Source organism: Escherichia sp. WS568 (assembly GCF_046486085.1).
Taxonomy (GTDB): Bacteria; Pseudomonadota; Gammaproteobacteria; order Enterobacterales; family Enterobacteriaceae; genus Escherichia; species Escherichia coli.
On record NZ_JBJQMC010000006.1, the window covers coordinates 201,811 to 222,206 of the forward strand.

General features: G+C 48.7%; 15 protein-coding genes. 7 read left to right on the forward strand and 8 right to left on the reverse strand.

Annotated features, from left to right (window positions below; translation table 11 throughout):
* Positions 1-89 precede the first annotated feature (89 nt).
* The 4 genes from gadW to ccp form a co-directional block, all read right to left on the reverse strand.
* Complete coding sequence (gene gadW / locus ACJHWR_RS09395; RefSeq protein ID WP_000150005.1) at positions 90-818, reverse strand: acid resistance transcriptional activator GadW; 729 nt, start codon at positions 816-818, stop codon at positions 90-92.
* 368 nt (positions 819-1,186) lie between these two features.
* Complete coding sequence (gene gadX / locus ACJHWR_RS09400; RefSeq protein ID WP_001182737.1) at positions 1,187-2,011, reverse strand: acid resistance transcriptional activator GadX; 825 nt, start codon at positions 2,009-2,011, stop codon at positions 1,187-1,189.
* A gap of 359 nt (positions 2,012-2,370) precedes the next feature.
* Positions 2,371-3,771 carry a glutamate decarboxylase gene (locus tag ACJHWR_RS09405; RefSeq protein WP_000372259.1) on the reverse strand — a complete coding sequence of 467 codons (1,401 nt, stop codon included), beginning with the start codon at positions 3,769-3,771 and terminating at the stop codon, positions 2,371-2,373.
* Between the two features lie 210 nt (positions 3,772-3,981).
* Positions 3,982-5,379 (reverse strand): cytochrome c peroxidase, encoded by a 1,398-nt coding sequence (gene ccp, locus ACJHWR_RS09410; RefSeq protein ID WP_000784844.1) that lies wholly within the window; start codon positions 5,377-5,379, stop codon positions 3,982-3,984.
* A gap of 404 nt (positions 5,380-5,783) precedes the next feature.
* On the opposite strand from ccp, the gene ACJHWR_RS09415 reads away from it, so the two are divergent.
* A complete protein-coding gene (locus ACJHWR_RS09415; protein WP_000934216.1) occupies positions 5,784-7,433 on the forward strand; it encodes an alpha,alpha-trehalase in 1,650 nt (549 codons plus the stop codon).
* A gap of 50 nt (positions 7,434-7,483) precedes the next feature.
* On the opposite strand, the gene ACJHWR_RS09420 is transcribed toward ACJHWR_RS09415, so the two are convergent.
* Positions 7,484-8,086 (reverse strand): helix-turn-helix transcriptional regulator, encoded by a 603-nt coding sequence (locus tag ACJHWR_RS09420; RefSeq protein ID WP_001167666.1) that lies wholly within the window; start codon positions 8,084-8,086, stop codon positions 7,484-7,486.
* Between the two features lie 519 nt (positions 8,087-8,605).
* Here ACJHWR_RS09420 and ACJHWR_RS09425 point away from each other — a divergent pair.
* The 3 genes from ACJHWR_RS09425 (at position 8,606) to ACJHWR_RS09435 (ending at position 12,281) form a co-directional block, all read left to right on the forward strand.
* The gene (locus ACJHWR_RS09425) at positions 8,606-9,505 is read left to right on the forward strand and encodes a LysR family transcriptional regulator (protein ID WP_001572053.1); all 900 of its coding nucleotides are present in this window, start codon (positions 8,606-8,608) and stop codon (positions 9,503-9,505) included.
* Between the two features lie 48 nt (positions 9,506-9,553).
* Positions 9,554-10,567 carry an inner membrane protein YhjD gene (gene yhjD, locus ACJHWR_RS09430; protein WP_000191259.1) on the forward strand — a complete coding sequence of 338 codons (1,014 nt, stop codon included), beginning with the start codon at positions 9,554-9,556 and terminating at the stop codon, positions 10,565-10,567.
* 391 nt (positions 10,568-10,958) lie between these two features.
* A complete protein-coding gene (locus ACJHWR_RS09435) occupies positions 10,959-12,281 on the forward strand; it encodes an MFS transporter (protein WP_001149007.1) in 1,323 nt (440 codons plus the stop codon).
* A gap of 178 nt (positions 12,282-12,459) precedes the next feature.
* Here ACJHWR_RS09435 and ACJHWR_RS09440 read toward each other — a convergent pair whose 3' ends face one another.
* Both ACJHWR_RS09440 and pdeH read right to left on the reverse strand, forming a co-directional pair.
* The gene (locus ACJHWR_RS09440; protein WP_012311633.1) at positions 12,460-14,520 is read right to left on the reverse strand and encodes an AsmA family protein; all 2,061 of its coding nucleotides are present in this window, start codon (positions 14,518-14,520) and stop codon (positions 12,460-12,462) included.
* 69 nt (positions 14,521-14,589) lie between these two features.
* Positions 14,590-15,357: a cyclic-guanylate-specific phosphodiesterase gene (gene pdeH, locus ACJHWR_RS09445; protein ID WP_001361529.1), complete on the reverse strand. Its 768-nt coding sequence runs from the start codon at positions 15,355-15,357 to the stop codon at positions 14,590-14,592.
* 231 nt (positions 15,358-15,588) lie between these two features.
* Between pdeH and kdgK the strand changes: the two genes are divergently transcribed.
* The 3 genes from kdgK to ACJHWR_RS09460 all read left to right on the forward strand — a co-directional run bounded on the left by kdgK (position 15,589) and on the right by ACJHWR_RS09460 (position 19,847).
* The gene (kdgK, locus tag ACJHWR_RS09450; protein ID WP_000037562.1) at positions 15,589-16,518 is read left to right on the forward strand and encodes a 2-dehydro-3-deoxygluconokinase; all 930 of its coding nucleotides are present in this window, start codon (positions 15,589-15,591) and stop codon (positions 16,516-16,518) included.
* Between the two features lie 94 nt (positions 16,519-16,612).
* Positions 16,613-17,818 (forward strand): DUF3142 domain-containing protein, encoded by a 1,206-nt coding sequence (locus tag ACJHWR_RS09455; protein ID WP_001138658.1) that lies wholly within the window; start codon positions 16,613-16,615, stop codon positions 17,816-17,818.
* On the forward strand, positions 17,805-19,847 hold the full coding sequence (locus ACJHWR_RS09460; RefSeq protein ID WP_000950830.1) for a hypothetical protein: 2,043 nt from the start codon (positions 17,805-17,807) through the stop codon (positions 19,845-19,847). Before ACJHWR_RS09455 ends, ACJHWR_RS09460 begins: the two co-directional genes overlap by 14 nt.
* On the opposite strand, the gene ACJHWR_RS09465 is transcribed toward ACJHWR_RS09460, so the two are convergent.
* On the reverse strand, positions 19,825-20,355 hold the full coding sequence (locus tag ACJHWR_RS09465) for a hypothetical protein (protein ID WP_001269656.1): 531 nt from the start codon (positions 20,353-20,355) through the stop codon (positions 19,825-19,827). The two genes, ACJHWR_RS09460 and ACJHWR_RS09465, sit on opposite strands and share 23 nt — an antisense overlap.
* Positions 20,356-20,396: the final 41 nt, after the last annotated feature.

Here is a 20,396-nt window from a genome sequence, read left to right on the forward strand (position 1 = left end):
ATTAGCCGGTAGCCCGGCAGAAATCATCAGGGAAGAGTTTCACATGAAGCAGGTGTGAGATCCTGACCAATATTCAAATGCAAAATATGTCAGGAAAAGGTACCTGGCGAATGTTGCGCAAACTGATGTGGCGTTACACCATAATATTGTCGAAATGTGTTTATAAAGTACGACGTACTGCTATATCCACATTTTTCCGCAATAGTATGCAGAGGAATTTGACGTAACTCGAGTAATCGTCTGGCCATCGACATCCTGGAGGCGAGTAATATTTTACTGAAACAGGTATTTTCATCCTGCAACTTTTTTTTGATGAGACTCTCGCTGGTATACATTCTTTCTGCGATATCGCGCAGATACCAACGTTTGGCGATATCAAAGCTAATAAGGCGTTCAACTTTTCCTGAAACAGTACTGATACTATTGAAAAGTAAGGGGATCAGTTCTTTCTTATGAGAAAACATTGATAAACAGGAAAGGTAGAGCATTTTGCTCAGTATCGGCGAATTGACCCGGGGGTCATTGAAACTATCAAAAATCGCCGTCACCAGCGGCATGGGGGGTGACTGGTTAATTAACAGACGGTCTTTGCTATGTAACCCTAAATTGCGTGGTATCTGACGAATATTTTGTAAGTAATGGCAAACTGTCAGCTCATCGATATCCAGTCGTCGCGTATCCGGTGAACAAAACGCAAAATCGTCTGCCAAATTTTTATCCAGCAGCAGGATACTCTCGTTATGCAACGATATTTTTTGCTGTTCATGATAAATATCGAATGAACGACGAACGAGGATCACCGAGCAGACATGAGTCATGACTATCCCTTATATTTCATTACTGCGATTATTTCAATTTCAGTATACTAATGAAATGATGCCAGACTGTTTCTTAGCGCAAAAACTGCCAGATTTGGTAGGACCAAAATTTATCCACAAAGTAGTTTTGCATAACAGTTAATTGACAATAAGTAAATGCAACACGAATATATTTTCGCACAGCGTATAGCTTATGTTTATAAAAAAATGGCTGATCTTATTTCCAGTAAAAGTTATATTTAACTTACTGAGAGCACAAAGTTTCCCGTGCCAACAGGGAGTGTTATAACGGTTTATTAGTCTGGAGACGGCAGACTATCCTCTTCCCGGTCCCCTATGCCGGGTTTTTTTTATGTCTGAGTAAAACTCTATAATCTTATTCCTTCCGCAGAACGGTCAGTGCCGTAAAAATTCCCTTGCGCAGCTATACTTGCCGCCGGGCCACAGTTCGGTAATTCCTGCGCCGATCGCTCCTGATACTCTGTGGGCGTCATCCCATAATAATTTCGAAAAACGTAAATGAAATACGACACGCTGTGATATCCACAGGATACTGCAACTCGCTTAATTGAAACCCCATATATAACAATAAGTTGTAAAGCACGCTGCATCCTACACTCAGTAAGCAACTGTGAATATGACGTACCTTCTTCGCGCAATTTTTTCTTTAACAGGCTTGGACTCATCAACAATTCGCTAGCAATTCGGGCTAATGTCCACTCATGGGCGATATTATTATTGATGACCGTACAAACTCGTGTTCGCATATTCGGTTGCAACACGTTCAGAAGTAACGGTATAAACTGCGTATCCTCAAGAAAAACAGATAACAACGCAAAGATTAATGCCCTTTTACGTAGCATTTCTGCATAGCGAAGATTCTTATTCTGCGATAGTTGCGCAACTTCCTGAAAAACAGGAATATCTCTGGTACAGTGATGAACGAGTAATGAAGGAACTTTTTTATGTGCATGAAGTTTTAATGCCTCCTCCTTGAGCATCGGGAGAAATAATGAAAGCGTGTCTCTTGAAACTAATACGAAATTCTCAACACACTTATCCACTTGAATTTGGCTTGCATCCGCAAAAACCAGATCACCGCCATTAAAATAGCGATATTCACCATTAACCATGGTGAGAATATATTTATGTCTTGCGTACGCAATTAGACAATTACCATGTAGTGGTTGCATAGTTGACTTAATATTACATAAACATATTACTGTTTATTAATGTAGCACGCCGCCCTCTTAAGTCAAATTGATTGATAAATAAATTTAAACGACGCGGGAAAACAGGATGATAATCTACGGGCAGGATGACTGGATTTATAATACAAAAGGCGTGTTTAAGAACGCAGTGAAATTAATAGTAAGCAAATAATCTCTTGTAGTGATATTAAGAATATCCGTTACATTGAATAAACATTCATATAACATATATCTTATCAACACGATGAATAGACAGCCAATATATTATTGCGATTAATAAGCAACCGAATGCCCAACTGTTTTTTAAAGGTTGGGCATTCGGTTTTTACAACGTTATGTTATCAGGTATGTTTAAAGCTGTTCTGCTGGGCAATACCCTGCAGTTTCGGGTGATCGCTGAGATATTTCAGGGAGGCTTTGTAGTCTTCCAGCAACAGTTCAGCAAAGTCCATTTCGAAGCCGCGACGACACATAATGCGCATCACCACGATGTCAGTGGCTTCACCGCCGAGAGTGAAGGCCGGAACCTGCCAGCCGCGCAGGCGCAGACGTTCAGAGAGGTCGTAGAGGGTGTATCCCGGGTCTTCACCATCTTTCAGTTTGAAGCAAACCGCCGGGATGCCTTCGTCCGGGCGACCGGTACAGATGAACTCATACGGCCCCAGTTTGGCGATTTCATCCGCCAGATAGGCAGCAACCTGGTAGGAAGCGTTCTGTACTTTGGTATAGCCTTCACGGCCAAGGCGCAGGAATTCATAGTACTGTGCAATCACCTGACCTGCCGGGCGGGAGAAGTTGATGGCGAAAGTCCCAATCTGACCACCCAGATAGTCAACGTTGAACACCAGTTCCTGCGGCAGCGCTTCTTCATCACGCCAGATAACCCAGCCGCAGCCCAGCGGAGCCAGACCGAATTTATGGCCTGAAGCACTGATCGATTTCACACGCGGCAGGCGGAAGTCCCAGACGATATCCGGGGCGACGAACGGTGCCAGGAAGCCACCGCTGGCAGCGTCGATGTGCATGTCGATGTCGATACCGGTGTCGGCCTGGAATTTATCCAGCGCATCGTGCAGCGGCTGTGGGAACTCATAGTTACCGGTGTAGGTCACGCCAAAAGTCGGCACCACGCCGATGGTGTTTTCGTCGCAGGCTTCAATCATGCGTTTCGGGTCCATAAACAACTGACCGGGGCGCATAGGGATCTCACGCAGCTCCACATCCCAGTAGCGGGCGAATTTATGCCAGCAGATTTGTACCGGACCGCACACCAGGTTTGGTTTGTTGGTCGGCTTACCTGCGGCTTCCATACGCTTGCGCCAACGCCATTTCATCGCCATCCCGCCGAGCATACAGGCCTCGGAAGAACCAATGGTGTTGGTGCCAACGGCCTGACCATTTTTCGGTGCAGGCGCATGCCACAGATCGGCAACCATGTTTACGCAACGCAGGTCGATGGCTGCAGATTGCGGATATTCTTCTTTGTCGATCCAGTTTTTATTGATCGACAAATCCATCAATTTATGGACGTTTTCGTCGTCCCAGGTCTGGCAGAAAGTGGCCAGGTTCTGACGAGCGTTGCCATCAAGATATAATTCATCATTGATAATCTGAAATGCAACATCATCTCGCATTTCGTGCAGCGGAAATCGTTTTGACTCCGCGATAGTAGAAATGGCCTTTGCGCCAAAACGTGAATCGAGTAGTTCTGAGCGGAAATCCGTTAACAGCTTCTGGTCCATTTCGAACTCCTTAAATTTATTTGAAGGCAATAAAAAAGTAGGATTTATCCGCAATGGAAGCAAGGTATTACAGGCTTAATTTAAATAACAAAATCCTAAGCAGAAAAACGACTTTTTATAATATAAACATTTAACATGATAATATTAAAAACAGACTTTATTATCGTAATAAAAATCGCCCAAACATTCCTGTTCGGGCGATTAAATTAATTATTGTTTATCCTGCATATACGGCGTGTAAACCCCGTTCAGACTGTGCAGGAAAGCTACGATATCATCCACATCCTCCTGCGGCAGCTCTTTGCCTACCTGATAGCGCAACATCAGTTTCACCGCCCCGTCCAGCGTCGGCACATCACCGCGATGGAAGTACGGTGCCGTTAGTGCAACGTTACGTAAACCGGGTACTTTCTGACGCAATTTATCGCGCTCTTCTTTAGTCACATTCATACGACCAATATCCGCCGCCGTAATTTCACCAAAGTTAAAGTCTTTTTTCAGCCCCAACGGTTCGAAGGAACGTCCGCCGAGAATAATACCACCATGACAAGTTGCACATTTATTATCTTTAAATAATTGATAGCCTTTTTTCTGTTGTGCCGTCAGCGCATTCTCATCTCCACGCAACCATTTATCAAATGGGGAATCCGGCGTAATTAATGTTTTTTCAAATTCAGCAATGGCATCAGTAATATTTTCACCGCTGAAACCTTGCGGATAGACTTCGAGGAACTGCGCTTTAAGCTGCGGATCTTTTTCCAGCTTAGCAATAATTTCGTCCCAGGATTTCGACGCCATTTCAATCGGGTTCAACGGCGGTCCACCCGCCTGATCCTGCAATGTTGCCGCACGACCATCCCAGAACTGCTCAACGTTAAATACTGAGTTAAATACCGTCGGCGCGTTAATCGGCCCAACTGCGCCACCAACACCAATCGATGTTTTTCTGCCATCGACGCCCCCCGCATTCAACGCATGGCAATGAGCGCATGAAATGGTGCTATCAGCCGATAAACGGGGATCGTGATACAGCGCAAAGCCCAACGCCACTTTTTGCGCATCGGTAGGCAGTTTTTGCGGGATGGGCTGCACCGGTTCATTGCGATGCTCCGGAGCAGTATCATTACTGGCGTAATATTCTGCGCGTTGTTTTGCAATCCAGGCGAGTATTTCCGCCCGCTCTTCATCACTCACCTTACCCGCCCAGTGTAGCGCGGTATAACGCGTTGGTGGCATGGTTTCATACTGCATTACCCATTCAATCTTATTCAGATCGCTTTGCGAAACGGGTTTATCAGCCAGCAGAGCCGCACGCACGGCCTCGAGGTTAAAAGATTTATATCCAAGCTTAATGTCGTAATCCATCAACTGTTTCGCGCCAGGAATATAATAATAGGCGGGTAATTCTGCCGAAGGCGTATGGCAATAGTCGCATCCTTTTTCGCGAAGAAAACCTAAAACCTGATTATTTTCACTGACAGCAGATGCCTGAACATCGGCCTGCTTACTGCGTTTATTATCGTGGTACCACACATAACCAGATAACCCTAAATAGCAAATCGCGACGCCAGCCAGGCCGATCGCGGTAATACGTGAGACCATTTTCATTATTCTTCCCTCACGGTGGTGAGTTATTGTGACCCAGAAAATTTTCCAGAATGCTGCAAACGTCTCTGCGAGACAAAGCCATCATAAAAAACAGGGAAATACGCTTTTTGATAGGAATCAATCAATTACATGAATATAAACTATCAATAAGATAGCCTGTGCCTATTACCCAGATCAGGAATGGCATATCATGATTGCGGCGAGAGCAGGATTGAATGTTCTGAAAATGAAAAACAACACGAAATCCGTATTTTTATAAATTCCATTGATATTAGTGCGTTATATTTTTTGGCAGGTTAATAAACGTGATCCACCGCACGCTTTGTCGCCCACCAGGCGGAGCGAATGACTACCCTTAAAGAAAAGCCCGATAATTAGCGACGAATTTCGGAGGTCGGATCCTTATGCTCAATCAGAAAATTCAAAACCCTAATCCAGACGAACTGATGATCGAGGTCGATCTCTGCTATGAGCTGGACCCGTATGAATTAAAACTGGATGAGATGATCGAGGCAGAACCGGAACCCGAGATGATTGAAGGGCTGCCCGCCTCTGATGCGCTGACGCCTGCCGATCGCTATCTCGAACTGTTCGAGCATGTTCAGTCGGCGAAAATTTTCCCCGACAGTAAAACCTTTCCCGACTGCGCACCTAAAATGGACCCGCTGGATATTTTAATCCGCTACCGTAAAGTGCGCCGTCATCGTGATTTTGACTTGCGCAAGTTTGTTGAAAACCACTTCTGGCTGCCGGAGGTCTACTCCAGCGAGTATGTATCGGACCCGCAAAATTCCCTGAAAGAGCATATCGACCAGCTGTGGCCGGTGCTAACCCGCGAACCGCAGGATCACATTCCGTGGTCTTCTCTGCTGGCGCTGCCGCAGTCATATATTGTCCCGGGCGGCCGTTTTAGCGAAACCTACTATTGGGATTCCTATTTCACCATGCTGGGGCTGGCGGAAAGTGGTCGGGAAGATTTGCTGAAATGCATGGCCGATAACTTCGCCTGGATGATCGAAAACTACGGTCACATCCCCAACGGCAACCGCACCTATTATTTGAGCCGCTCGCAACCACCGGTTTTTGCGCTGATGGTGGAGTTGTTTGAAGAAGATGGTGTACGCGGCGCGCGCCGCTATCTCGACCACCTGAAAATGGAATATGCCTTCTGGATGGACGGTGCAGAATCGTTGATCCCTAATCAGGCCTATCGCCATGTTGTGCGGATGCCGGACGGATCGCTGCTCAACCGTTACTGGGACGATCGCGACACGCCGCGTGACGAATCCTGGCTTGAAGACGTTGAAACCGCGAAACATTCTGGTCGCCCGCCTAACGAGGTGTACCGCGATTTACGTGCGGGGGCGGCCTCCGGTTGGGATTACTCTTCCCGTTGGCTGCGTGATACTGGTCGTCTGGCGAGCATTCGTACCACCCAGTTCATCCCCATCGATCTGAATGCCTTCCTGTTTAAACTGGAGAGCGCCATCGCCAACATCTCGGCGCTGAAAGGCGAGAAAGAGACAGAAGCACTGTTCCGCCAGAAGGCCAGTGCCCGTCGCGATGCGGTAAACCGTTACCTCTGGGATGATGAAAACGGTATCTACCGCGATTACGACTGGCGACGCGAGCAACTGGCGCTGTTTTCCGCTGCCGCCATTGTGCCGCTCTATGTCGGTATGGCGAACCATGAACAGGCCGATCGTCTGGCAAACGCCGTGCGCAGCCGATTACTGACACCTGGCGGGATTCTGGCAAGCGAGTACGAAACCGGTGAACAGTGGGATAAACCCAACGGCTGGGCACCGTTACAATGGATGGCGATTCAGGGATTTAAAATGTATGGCGATGACCTTCTGGGTGATGAAATCGCGCGCAGCTGGCTGAAGACGGTGAATCAGTTCTATCTGGAACAGCACAAACTGATCGAGAAATACCATATTGCCGATGGTGTCCCTCGCGAAGGCGGCGGTGGCGAGTATCCGTTGCAGGATGGGTTTGGCTGGACTAACGGTGTGGTGCGCCGTTTAATTGGTTTGTACGGTGAACCATAATATTTTTACAGCCAGCCGCTAACTTCCTGCTGGCTGTAAAATTATCCTCTTCAGGAGGAGATATTTAACATCATTGCCGCCTGGGTGCGATTTTTCACTTCCAGACGGCGATACAGGGATTCCAGATGCGCTTTTACCGTTCCGGTACTGATATTCAGCGCCCTGCCGATCTCCTTATTTGATTCGCCCGCCGCTAACATGGTTAAAATCTCCCGCTGGCGGGCGCTTAACGATTTGAGATCTTTAATGTCCTTTTCCGGCGTCGTTCGCCAGTCTCCCGGCAGAAACATCATCCCCATCGCCGCACTATTTACCGCCAACGCAAATGTCTCAACGGTTGAATCACGAGGCACAATGGCCAGCACATTAAAATGGATAACTTCCTGTAACCACCGTTTATTGCAATCCGTCGCCGTAATTAACACCTTAACCTCAGGAAACTGCACCACGGTTTTTTGCAGCAACCAGTAGCAAAACTCACCATCCTGATCGCCATCGAGCATAACTAAGGCTTCAGGGTAACTTTCCAGCTTTTGCCATAACTCGTCTGCCTGACCGGCCCCCTGAATACTCACTCCTGGAATACGCTGCTGTAAACTGATTTTCATTCCATGAATAAATATTGACTGCCTGTCAAACATGACTATTTGCATAACTGAATCTCCACCTGAATACGTTAAAAAGACTTAAGTAGTGGAAGGGTATTACCCGCGAGAAAAAATAAGAATTCGCCATTTGGCGGTGGCCATTCTACAGAGATGACGCGTAGAAAATAGTTACCGATATAAATAGTTACAGCTAAACGCCTGAAATTACATGTCGAGGGCACTATTTAAAACAATTTTGAGGATTTCCTTATATTGATGGTTAGTACGCATGCAATTAAAAATGAAACTCCGCGACCACAAGCAAAAATAACAAATGGCAATGAGACAAAAATAAGCACAAATAGCCAACACGTCCTCTGTTCACTTTAAAGGGAATCGCTGAAAAAAACGTTCTGTTTAGGGAAATTCACCTTTCTCATAAAGCTATTCCGCCCTTTTCCTGCTGAGAAATCGCCACATTCGTCATGACAACATTGTGAAACCCGGCATTAGATGTTAGAAAAAACAATAAACAATGCGATATGCGCGCTACTGTTTCGCTGTGAACAACAATCGGTCAAAGAAATGGATAAAATTCACGCAATGCAGTTGTTCATCAAAGTCGCTGAGCTGGAAAGTTTTTCCCGCGCAGCGGATTTCTTTGCTTTGCCAAAGGGAAGTGTTTCGCGCCAGATACAGGCACTGGAACATCAACTTGGCACCCAGCTTCTCCAGCGCACCACGCGGCGGGTCAAACTCACGCCAGAAGGCATGACCTATTATCAACGGGCAAAAGATGTGTTGAGTAATCTCAACGAACTGGACGGTCTGTTTCAACAGGATGCCACCAGTATCAGCGGTAAATTACGCATCGACATCCCGCCAGGAATCGCGAAAAGCCTGTTACTGCCGCGCCTGTCGGAATTTCTCTATCTGCATCCGGGAATTGAGCTGGAGCTGAGTAGCCATGACCGTCCGGTAGATATTCTTCACGATGGTTTTGATTGCGTGATACGCACTGGCGCATTACCGGAAGATGGCGTTATCGCCCGTCCCCTCGGCAAACTGACCGTGGTCAATTGTGCCAGTCCACACTATCTGACGCGCTTTGGTTATCCTCAAAGCCCCGACGATCTGACTTCGCACGCAATAGTGCGTTACACACCGCACCTGGGTGTACATCCGTTAGGTTTTGAGGTTGCCAGCGTTAATGGCGTCCAGTGGTTTAAGTCTGGCGGCATGTTGACGGTAAACAGTCGCGAAAACTATCTCGCCGCCGGTCTTGCCGGTCTGGGGATTATTCAGATCCCGCGCATTGCCGTGCGCGAAGCCCTGCGTGCCGGGCGGCTTATTGAAGTGTTGCCTGGCTACCGTGCCGAGCCGCTGTCCCTTTCACTGGTTTATCCGCAGCGTCGGGAGCTTTCCCGGCGTGTAAACCTGTTTATGCAGTGGCTGGCTGGCGTAATGAAAGAGTACCTGGACTGACCGACTATACTTTTTAAGAATGACCACGACAGAAGGACAAAAGAGCGGATGACGCAGGAAAACGAGATCAAACGTCCCACCCAGGATCTGGAGCACGAGCCGATTAAGCAGTTGGATAATAGCGAGAAAGGCGGCAAAGTTAGCCAGGCGCTGGAAACCGTCACCACTACTGCCGAGAAAGTCCAACGCCAACCGGTTATTGCGCACCTGATTCGCGCGACAGAACGCTTTAACGATCGGCTGGGTAACCAGTTTGGTGCGGCTATCACCTATTTCTCATTTTTGTCGATGATCCCGATTTTGATGGTGTCGTTTGCCGCAGGGGGCTTTGTGCTGGCCTCCCATCCGATGTTGCTACAGGATATCTTCGACAAAATTCTGCAAAACATCAGCGATCCGACGCTAGCCGCCACGTTGAAAAACACCATCAACACCGCCGTTCAGCAGCGTACGACTGTAGGGCTTGTCGGCCTGGCGGTGGCACTTTATTCCGGCATCAACTGGATGGGTAACCTGCGTGAAGCGATTCGTGCCCAGTCGCGCGATGTCTGGGAACGCTCGCCGCAAGATCAGGAGAAGTTCTGGGTAAAATATCTGCGTGATTTTATTTCGCTGATTGGTTTGTTGATTGCGCTGATTGTGACGCTTTCTATCACCTCGGTTGCCGGTTCTGCGCAGCAAATGATTATTAGCGCCCTGCACCTGAACAGCATTGAGTGGCTGAAACCGACGTGGCGGTTGATTGGCCTGGCGATTTCCATCTTCGCCAACTATCTGCTTTTCTTCTGGATCTTCTGGCGGTTACCGCGCCACCGTCCGCGCAAAAAAGCCCTGATTCGCGGAACATTTCTGGCTGCTATTGGTTTTGAAGTGATTAAAATTGTGATGACTTACACCCTGCCATCGCTGATGAAATCCCCCTCTGGCGCAGCATTTGGTTCCGTGCTGGGGCTGATGGCATTTTTCTACTTCTTCGCCCGTTTGACGCTGTTTTGCGCGGCGTGGATTGCCACCGCCGAATATAAAGACGACCCGCGAATGCCGGGGAAAACGCAGCGGTAATTCATTGGTTTATAATGCCTGATAAACGCACGGTCGATCCCCTCGCCCCTTCGGGGAGAGGATTAGGGTGAGGGGGTACAAGCCAGCCAGAGACCAGGCAATGACATGCACATAACCACCTGAAACTACATCTCTTCAGGAGCAAACAATTTCATTCCAACTCATAACCCCAGCATATAAATCCAGTTGGTAACTTTTATTTAACCTGAAACCAGTTTTATCCACTATTTATAAAATTATGTGAAGCATTTCATAGAAGAAAAATCACTGGCCTAAACATTATCCCCTTTTTGCCTGATTTTTGACCATTTCCGCGATTTGTTACACATTGAAATATCACTTTTGCTGTGCGTAATATGGCTATTCGTTAGCCAAAAAATAAGAAAAGATTATGCAAGCAACAGCCACAACACTCGACCACGAGCAAGAATACACGCCGATCAACTCGCGTAATAAAGTCCTTGTCGCCTCTCTCATTGGCACGGCCATTGAGTTCTTCGACTTTTACATTTACGCCACTGCGGCCGTTATTGTGTTTCCGCATATCTTCTTCCCGCAGGGTGATCCTACGGCAGCAACGCTACAGTCGCTTGCCACCTTCGCCATCGCCTTCGTCGCGCGCCCCATTGGCTCTGCCGTTTTTGGTCATTTTGGCGATCGCGTTGGGCGTAAAGCGACGCTGGTCGCCTCGTTGCTAACGATGGGGATTTCGACCGTGGTGATTGGTCTGCTGCCGGGCTATGCCACGATTGGTATTTTCGCCCCGCTGCTGCTGGCGCTGGCTCGATTTGGTCAGGGTCTGGGTTTAGGCGGCGAATGGGGCGGCGCGGCGCTGCTGGCGACTGAAAACGCCCCACCGCGCAAACGTGCACTGTATGGCTCCTTCCCGCAGCTGGGCGCACCGATTGGCTTCTTCTTTGCCAACGGCACTTTCTTGCTGCTTTCCTGGCTACTGACCGACGAGCAGTTTATGAGCTGGGGCTGGCGCGTGCCGTTTATCTTCTCGGCGGTGCTGGTCATTATCGGCCTGTATGTTCGCGTGTCGCTGCATGAGTCGCCGGTGTTTGAGAAAGTCGCTAAAGCGAAAAAACAGGTGAAGATCCCGCTGGGTACGCTGCTGACCAAACATGTTCGCGTAACCGTACTGGGTACGTTCATTATGCTGGCAACCTATACGCTGTTTTACATCATGACGGTCTACTCTATGACCTTTAGTACCGCCGCCGCGCCAGTTGGGCTTGGCCTGCCGCGTAACGAAGTGTTGTGGATGCTGATGATGGCAGTTATTGGTTTTGGCGTGATGGTGCCAGTCGCCGGATTACTGGCTGATGCCTTTGGTCGCCGTAAAAGCATGGTAATCATCACCACGCTGATCATCCTGTTCGCGCTGTTCGCCTTTAACCCGTTGCTCGGTTCTGGCAACCCGATTCTGGTTTTTGCCTTCCTGCTGCTGGGGTTAAGTCTGATGGGGCTGACCTTCGGTCCGATGGGCGCGCTGTTACCAGAGCTGTTCCCGACAGAAGTGCGTTACACCGGAGCATCGTTCTCTTACAACGTATCGTCGATTCTCGGGGCTTCCGTTGCGCCGTATATCGCAGCCTGGTTGCAGACTAACTACGGGTTAGGTGCGGTGGGGCTATATCTGGCGGCGATGGCTGGCTTGACGTTAATCGCCCTGCTGCTGACCCATGAGACGCGACATCAGTCGTTGTAATAAGAGTGAAAAGCCTGATGCGCTACGCTTATCAGGCCAGAATTTCCATACAATATATTGAATTAGCAAGGATTTGTAAGCCGGAGGCGTTCACGCCGCATCCGGCATGAACAAAGCACACTTTGCCAACAATCTAAATCTGTTTAATTGCCGGATGTCAGACATCCGGCAATTATCATCACTTCTTCATCTGCGACAAAATCGTCCGACACTGATTAGCCTCCCCTTCGGAAGGAGAGATCAGCGCCAGTAACGCCGCCGCTGGCGTAACCAGCGTTGCCAGTGCCGCCGCGACGGCTCCGCGAGCAATCAACGGTCCGGCTTTTACCCCAGCCTGCGGATTTTTAAACGTCCCACGCACATACAGCGGCGAACGCAGTGTGATAATCCGAATCCCTTTACTTTCTGGATCGATAGTCAAATCCAGCTGTTCCGAAGCAAAACTTGCCGTGCCGGTAACGTTAATCAACGCGTTCTCCGTATCGAAAGCAAAGATCTGCGGGCGCGCCACGCCGTTGGCAATATCAAGATTCGCCGCCGCGCAGTTCACCCGCACCTCATCGTCACCAAATATCGCACCGACAATGTAGTTGCCGACATTCAGCCCGACAATCTCCATCAGGTTGCGGCTCACCAGCCCGTCATTCATCAACAGTTTCAGGTTGCCGTTACTGTTGCCTAAAAGCGCCGCCACCGAGTTACCGCTACCGCGTAGTTCCGCGTCACCGTTCATTTCCCCCAGCGTCTTCTGCATCAGTTCTACATCGGGCATCAGTTCTTTCAGTTTCAGTCGACGAGCCTGAATATCTGCCCGCCCCTGCATCGGCTTTTTATCGCCTTCCAGATGAATATTCGCCGCAATGCTGCCGCCCGCCATGCCAAATTTCAGCGGTTGCAGGCGCAGGTCAGCATTTTTGAGGATGATATGAGTAGAAAGATCGCTAATCGGCAGGCTACTGCCATGTTCAATGCGCCGCCCTTTGAAGCGAACATCGGCATCCATGACATCCCATTTATCGGTTTCGAAGCGGTCATAAGGCAGCACTTTGCCCGCAGGCTGAACGCTTTTTTCACCCTTCTTCTGTTCAGACCGTGTCGACTTTTCAGCTCCTTTCCCGGAATCAACGCCAATCAACGGTCCCAGGTCCGCCAGCCGCAATTGCCGCGACTCGACATCACCTTCCAGTTTTGGTCGTGGCTTGCCGGTGGTGTAGATCAGAGAACCGTGGATATCGCTATCGCCAATGCGCCCATTAAAACCGCGATAATCAAAGACCGACGATTTTTCAGTGTCGATTTTCGCTACCAGCCGACCATCCGTTTCAAACGGCGGGGTATCGGGCAGCAGAACGCCCGTCAGTTCATAGAGATCACCCAGCGAATCGCCAGAAAATTTAAGCCGTAAATCGACACCCCCCATCTTCATTGGGTCATTCACAACGCCATCAAAAGCAACACGGGTGTTACCAGAGCGGAAATCAGCCTGTACCGGAAACGGCGTACCTTCGCCACGCAGCGCCAGCATACCGCCTATTTTTCCCGTACCAGTGAGCGGTTCACCGTTATAACGTCCCTGCGCCTTCAGGCCAAAAACGTAATCGCCCACCTTTTCTTTATCCGCTTTACCTTTCGATCCGGTAACTTCGCTGAACGGCAGCGGCTTGCCTAACGGATCGACAAAAATTTCCAGATCCGCTTTGCTTACTTTGTCATCAATGGCGATCCGCCCTTGATCGAACAGAATATTATCCAGCCGAAACGACCACGCCGACGGCTTTGCATTCGCGTCTTTGTTGTCATCGTTGCCGAGATTAAACGTCCAGTTATTGTTCTTTTCGGAGAGGCGAATCAGGCGCGCGTCGGGCTTTTCGAGCTTGATCCACGGCAACCAGACCGTTTTGGTCAGCAGCTCCAGCGGGGCCAGCGTCGCTTCTACTCGCGGCAAATGCACCATTGTGACTTCGGGAATATCCGGTGGATTGCCAAGAATGATGTCTTCCGCGTGTACATGGGGCCACGGTACCCAGCTGCGCCAGCCAGTTTCTTGTTTTTGCCGCTCCCACACCACGCCCAGATCGCCACGGATAGCGAACGGACGATTCAACTCCGCAGAGACTTTCTGGTTGATGGTCGGTTTGAGTCGATTCCAGTCAAAAGTTGCAATCAAAATGATCGCCACGACAATCAACAACAAGAAAGCCCCTGAAATCGCAGCGGTTATTTTGCCTGCCTTGCTCATCGTTCGCTTCCTCATATTCTTCCTGTGCCAGTCCTAAAGATAGTCCAGCCAGGCGGAAAATGAGGCAGCTTATAGCGCCAGAACCGCCGTATTCAGCGTTTCTATCGGTGACGGGCGTGAAAGAAACCAGCCTTGTGCGGCGAATGCGGGCGAGTTCTGAACATCACGCCACTCTTCCGGCGTTTCTACGCCCTCAACAATCACCCCGCGACAATAGCGATTCATGAGATGTAAAAGCTGAGAAAAGAGTGTGCGTCCTTCCGGTGACTGACGCAGCATCACAAACAGTTCTCGCGCGATTTTGATGTAGTCATAACGCACTTCACTTAGTGCAGAGAAATTTGCCATCCCGGTACCAAAATCATCCAGCCACAGCGGGCCAAATTCACACATCGAGGCAAAGGTTGAATCTTTCGGCAGGCGGATGTGTTCCACCAGTTCGAAACGCAGCCAGGGAAGATCCTCAATCTGGCGCAGGATTTTTGGTTGCTGACGCAGGGCGATGAGCGTAGGGCCATCAATATTGACCGATGCCAGCAGGCCGTGCTCTACAAAGAAGTCGGCTTTTTGCGCCAGCAAATCAATCTGCTCTTTCACAACCTCCATCCGATGGCTAACGGTGATTTCAGTAAAATAGCGATCCGGCGGCAGGCGTTGCGAAGGGTTCAAGGGATGCGTGACCACCGTTAATAGCTCCACGGCCATTAACCGCCCGCATGTTTGATAGATCGGCTGCCAGGTGTAAGCACGCTCACACTGCAACCAAAAACGCCGTTCCTGCAAGCTCTCGATGCTTGCTTCAGGGTTGCTTATTCGCTGGATAACCTGCCTTATCATCAAAGATGTCCTGTGTTTAAAAGTGATGCTGCCCGGACTCGACAAAGATTATCGGCGCGCAAGGGCAGAACTTTACCGCCTGGCCGGGGTAAATTTCCCCACTCCACAACGGAATCTTTCAGGAATACGTTCTGGCTCAAAAAAATAATGGAACACTGTTTTAATATGGTTGACCAGCAAACCACCACAGCGCAAACTAACGCTAATTTTTTACAGATCAGGTTCACGACTATGTCCAAAAAGATTGCCGTGATTGGCGAATGCATGATTGAGCTTTCCGAGAAAGGCGCGGACGTTAAGCGCGGTTTCGGCGGCGATACCCTGAACACTTCCGTCTATATCGCCCGTCAGGTCGATCCTGCGGCATTAACCGTTCATTACGTAACGGCGCTGGGAACGGACAGTTTTAGCCAGCAGATGCTGGACGCCTGGCACGGCGAGAACGTTGATACTTCCCTGACCCAACGGATGGAAAACCGTCTGCCGGGCCTTTACTACATTGAAACCGACAGCACCGGCGAACGTACGTTCTACTACTGGCGTAACGAAGCCGCCGCCAAATTCTGGCTGGAGAGTGAGCAATCCGCGGCGATTTGTGAAGAGCTGGCGAATTTCGATTATCTCTACCTGAGCGGGATTAGCCTGGCGATCTTAAGCCCGACCAGCCGCGAAAAGCTGCTTTCCCTGCTGCGCGAATGCCGCGCCAACGGCGGAAAAGTGATTTTCGACAATAACTATCGTCCGCGCCTGTGGGCCAGCAAAGAAGAGACACAGCAGGTGTACCAACAAATGCTGGAATGCACGGATATCGCCTTCCTGACGCTGGACGATGAAGACGCGCTGTGGGGTCAACAGCCGGTGGAAGACGTCATTGCGCGCACCCATAACGCGGGCGTGAAAGAAGTGGTGGTGAAACGCGGGGCGGATTCTTGCCTGGTGTCCATTGCTGGCGAAGGGTTAGTGGATGTTCCGGCGGTAAAACTGCCGAAAGAAAAAGTGATCGATACCACCGCAGCTGGCGACTCTTTCAGTGCCGGTTATCTGGCGGTACGTTTGACGGGCGGCAGTGCGGAAGACGCAGCGAAACGCGGGCACCTGACCGCAAGTACCGTTATTCAGTATCGCGGCGCGATTATCCCGCGTGAAGCGATGCCTGCGTAATGGTTTTTGACGGAGAACGGGTAGATATTCGTTCTCCGTTAATAGTTTCGTCGGTATACTATCAGCTTGTTGATAATCGTAATTCCGTAACAATATGCCATCTTGCAAAAGGATTTTTGCAGCTTCACTTCTTCTGATCTGCCTGGGCTACGGGCTGCATATTTTATTTACCCCTTCACAACCGCTTCGCTTTGATCAGCAAGTCTATATCTGGCAACGCGTCTGGACGGCAGAACATAACGAGGCACTCAAACGAAGCCGCCCGCTTTTCTCTACGCTTCGCGTACTCGGGATGCAATTTCACCCGCAAGAAGGCATCCGACACTTTACGGTTAATACTTCACTTATTAAGCAAGATGGTCGCCCGGTCTGGCTGGTCGCGCGACTCGAAGGTCAGCTTACACGGCTTAATAACCAGCAAATTATCCAGCATATTCAACAAACCCTACGTGAGTGGCAAAAAGCTGGTATTACGCTGGTAGGGGTAGAAATTGATTATGACGCGCCAACAGCAAAATTGCCGGACTATCTGACCCTACTTAGTACGTTACATCAGGCACTTCCTACAAATATAAAACTTAGCATTACCGTCCTGCCTACCTGGCTTGAATCACCACATCTCGCCCGATTATTGCGGATTGCGGACACTTCGGTTTTGCAGGTACATAACGTGCTATCGCCCGAAAAAGGCCTGTTAGATGCCAGTCTGGCGCAGCGTTGGGTAAAGCAATATGCCAGACAAACCACGCATCCTTTTTTCATCGCATTGCCCGCTTACGGTTCTGCGCTCACCAGTGATAATCGCGTCGAGAGTGAAGCTCCGTTATACGTTGCCGAAGAGATGCGTGAATTAAGTGTGTCGCCGCAAACAATTGCCGATTTCATTCAATATTTAGAACAGCAACCACCGCATGGATTACAGGGGTTGGTATGGTTTCGGCTACCATTAGCAGGCGATCGCCGCGCCTGGTCCCTGACAACGCTTGAAGCTGTGATTCAACATCAACCGCTGACTCCGCGCTGGTCGTTAATAATTACTCAACATGCAGACAAGCAACTTTTTGATCTGGCCTTTAAAAACAGCGGCGTAATTGATGCGCCATTGCCAAAACAAATAATTATGTCCAATGCAGATTGTCTATTCGCTGATGGAGCCAGCCACTATCAGGTGCAACCTGGACCATCCAGCCTGAATTTTGTGAGAGGAAGCGCCAGGCAACTACGCGCCGGAGAAAGCAGTCCGCTGGGATGGGCGCGCTGCAATCAAAAAATTCAAGGAGAGTTTAATGTTATCCCCTAAAATATCGCGGCTTTCCGTTATTGTATTTCTCTCACTAATTAGCGCCAACGTTAATGCCTGTGGACCATTTATTCCTAACCATCTGTTAACTGACCGCAATAGCGCACTGCTGGAAATGCCAAATGGCAGTTTTGTCTTTGAAGTACAACAGTTGGCTAAACGCGATCCTGATTTACCGATATGGCATGAAGATACGCCCGCGGAGGCAACGCAGGCAAATACAGATGATGATGCTGAGCCTCCTGCGCAAAATCGGATACTGGAAATCACGCAAAAATTGCAGAAGCCATTATCTAAGGCGCAGAGGCTTTATTATTCAGGAGCTAAGGATTTTCATCAGGGAAAATACGATAGCCCTTACTTTCAGCAATTATTAGCCTTGCCGAAAACAGAGCAAGGGGAATGGCGTCTTGCTACGCTATATAGTCTGGCAAGGGGGGGATTTGATGCCACTGACGACAATCTCGATCTTATAATCAATAAAGGCGGCTTTAATCAGGAACTTGCTGAGCAGGCCATACAGCGTTATCAGCAAATCATTGAAGAAGTGCGTAATGGAGCAGCCGATCCTGAATTGCTCTCTCTCGCCAGTCTCGGTCAGATTGGGCATTATTATCTGAAAAAAGGTGATGTCGCTGCGGCAGTAAAAATGTATGCCCGGCAAGCGGCCCAGGGTTCGCCCTCCGGGAAAGCGTCGCTACGGATGATTTCGCTGTATATAACCAGGGAGAAAAATTTACCACTGCTGGAGTCGGTTATTAATGATTCTCTGGTTCAGCAACTGGTAATCGCAGAGCTCTTTATTCGTCATGACTGGGGGTATGTTAGCGAAGCCTGTACTAAGGACCTTGTAGATTATACCTGTCCAACGCATCGCGACCGTTTAATTAAGTTGCTAAGTCAACACAGAGTTAAAGGATTTAGTTATAGCGATCGCCTGGCAGCACTGGCGTATCGGGCAGGAAATTATTCGTTAGCACAAACGCTGTTGCAGGATGCGCCAGAAAGTGGATTAAGCGAATGGTTAAAAGCAAAAATGGCATTACGAGCCGGAGATATTCCACTGGCAACGCGTCACTATGCTCGCGCAGCCCCGCTGTTCTCTACCGATGAAGTCTGGGGAAGTATGGACCCGGAAAGCCCTTATTATCATGCCGATAAAGTTACCATCCCGTCTTGCCGTATTGCCAGTGAACAGGCGATTGTGGCATTAAAACGCGATGATTATCTTCAGGCCACCGCATTATTTTACCAGGCCAAAGATCTCTATTGGGCTGATTTAGCCTGGGTGGCAGAAAACGTTTTGACCTTGTCAGAGTTACACGCGTTTGTTGAAAAAAACGTACCAGCACCTCAGCATCCTTTAAAACCTATAGATTTAAACAAGAGCAGTTACGGTTATTATATTTCGCCAGATATCATTCCCACGGATGTTAAATTACGTGCACTATTAGGTAGACGATTAATACGTAATGGTCAGTATCAGCAGGCCATCAATTGGTTTGATATTCCCGATCATCGCCAGGCCGCACAAAAACTGGCTGATTTAATGGCGATAGCAAAAAATAAAAATATCCCTGATAAACAACGCGCCCAGGCGCAATACGAAGCTGCGCGGCTTTTACGTTTCAGTGGTATCGAATTGGTGGCTTATGAAATGTATCCCGATAATGCTATTTCCAGTGGGCAGTATTCAGCACTCTTTGAATACAGAAATAACGATCAGTGGATAAGTCGTAAAGAAAAACAACGTATTCGCCATGCAATCCCCACCGCTGATGATCATTTTTTGCATTACCGCTGGCAGGCTGCGGAATGGGCCGGACAATCTGCCGATTTACTTCACCCTAAAACCCAGGCTTGGGCTGCCGTGTTATGCCATGCTGCAAGTTGGGTCAGATATCGTGATACAGAAACCGGTGCATTAATTTATCAACGCTACGTGAAAAACGGTAAAGTTTTTGACTGGTCTGCGCATTTTGGTCGTGATTGTCCAGATCCAGTGTTTAAGAAGGATCTGAAGAAATAACCTTGCAGGAGTGAGAAGGGCTATCCTCACGAGTTGGTGAAAACTGCTGACGCATATCATTTAAACTACGCGTAAATTTAAGTGGGTTCTCGCCTTTGATTTCGACTGTGACAAAGACATTCCCATTGTTGTTAAAGAAGTCAAAATAATAGTCATGTTGATGACGACGATTGGTTTTAAATTGACGAAATGATAAATAGCAGCGGTCATCGTAGGTAATTAAAAAATCATTTTCGCCGTACTCATTTATCATCCTGTTTTTTAGGTTACCATCGAAGATAATTCTATACTTCGCTCTGTCAGTAAATAATTCGGCATCCGTCTCTCGGTTGATCGTGTTGACGCTGATACCGAATTCTATTTTTACCTTGTCTTTATCGATATTATTTCTTGTGCTGACATACATATTATTGGCATCCCAGAGTAAGAGGAAGTTCTTGTTGCAGGAATAGAACCCTGTTAAGCAGAGAATCATAGTCAGCAAGAACAGTGTGACTTTGTAGCGCATTCATATTCCTTTAGCACGTTACGTTCACAAAGTGTGGTTAC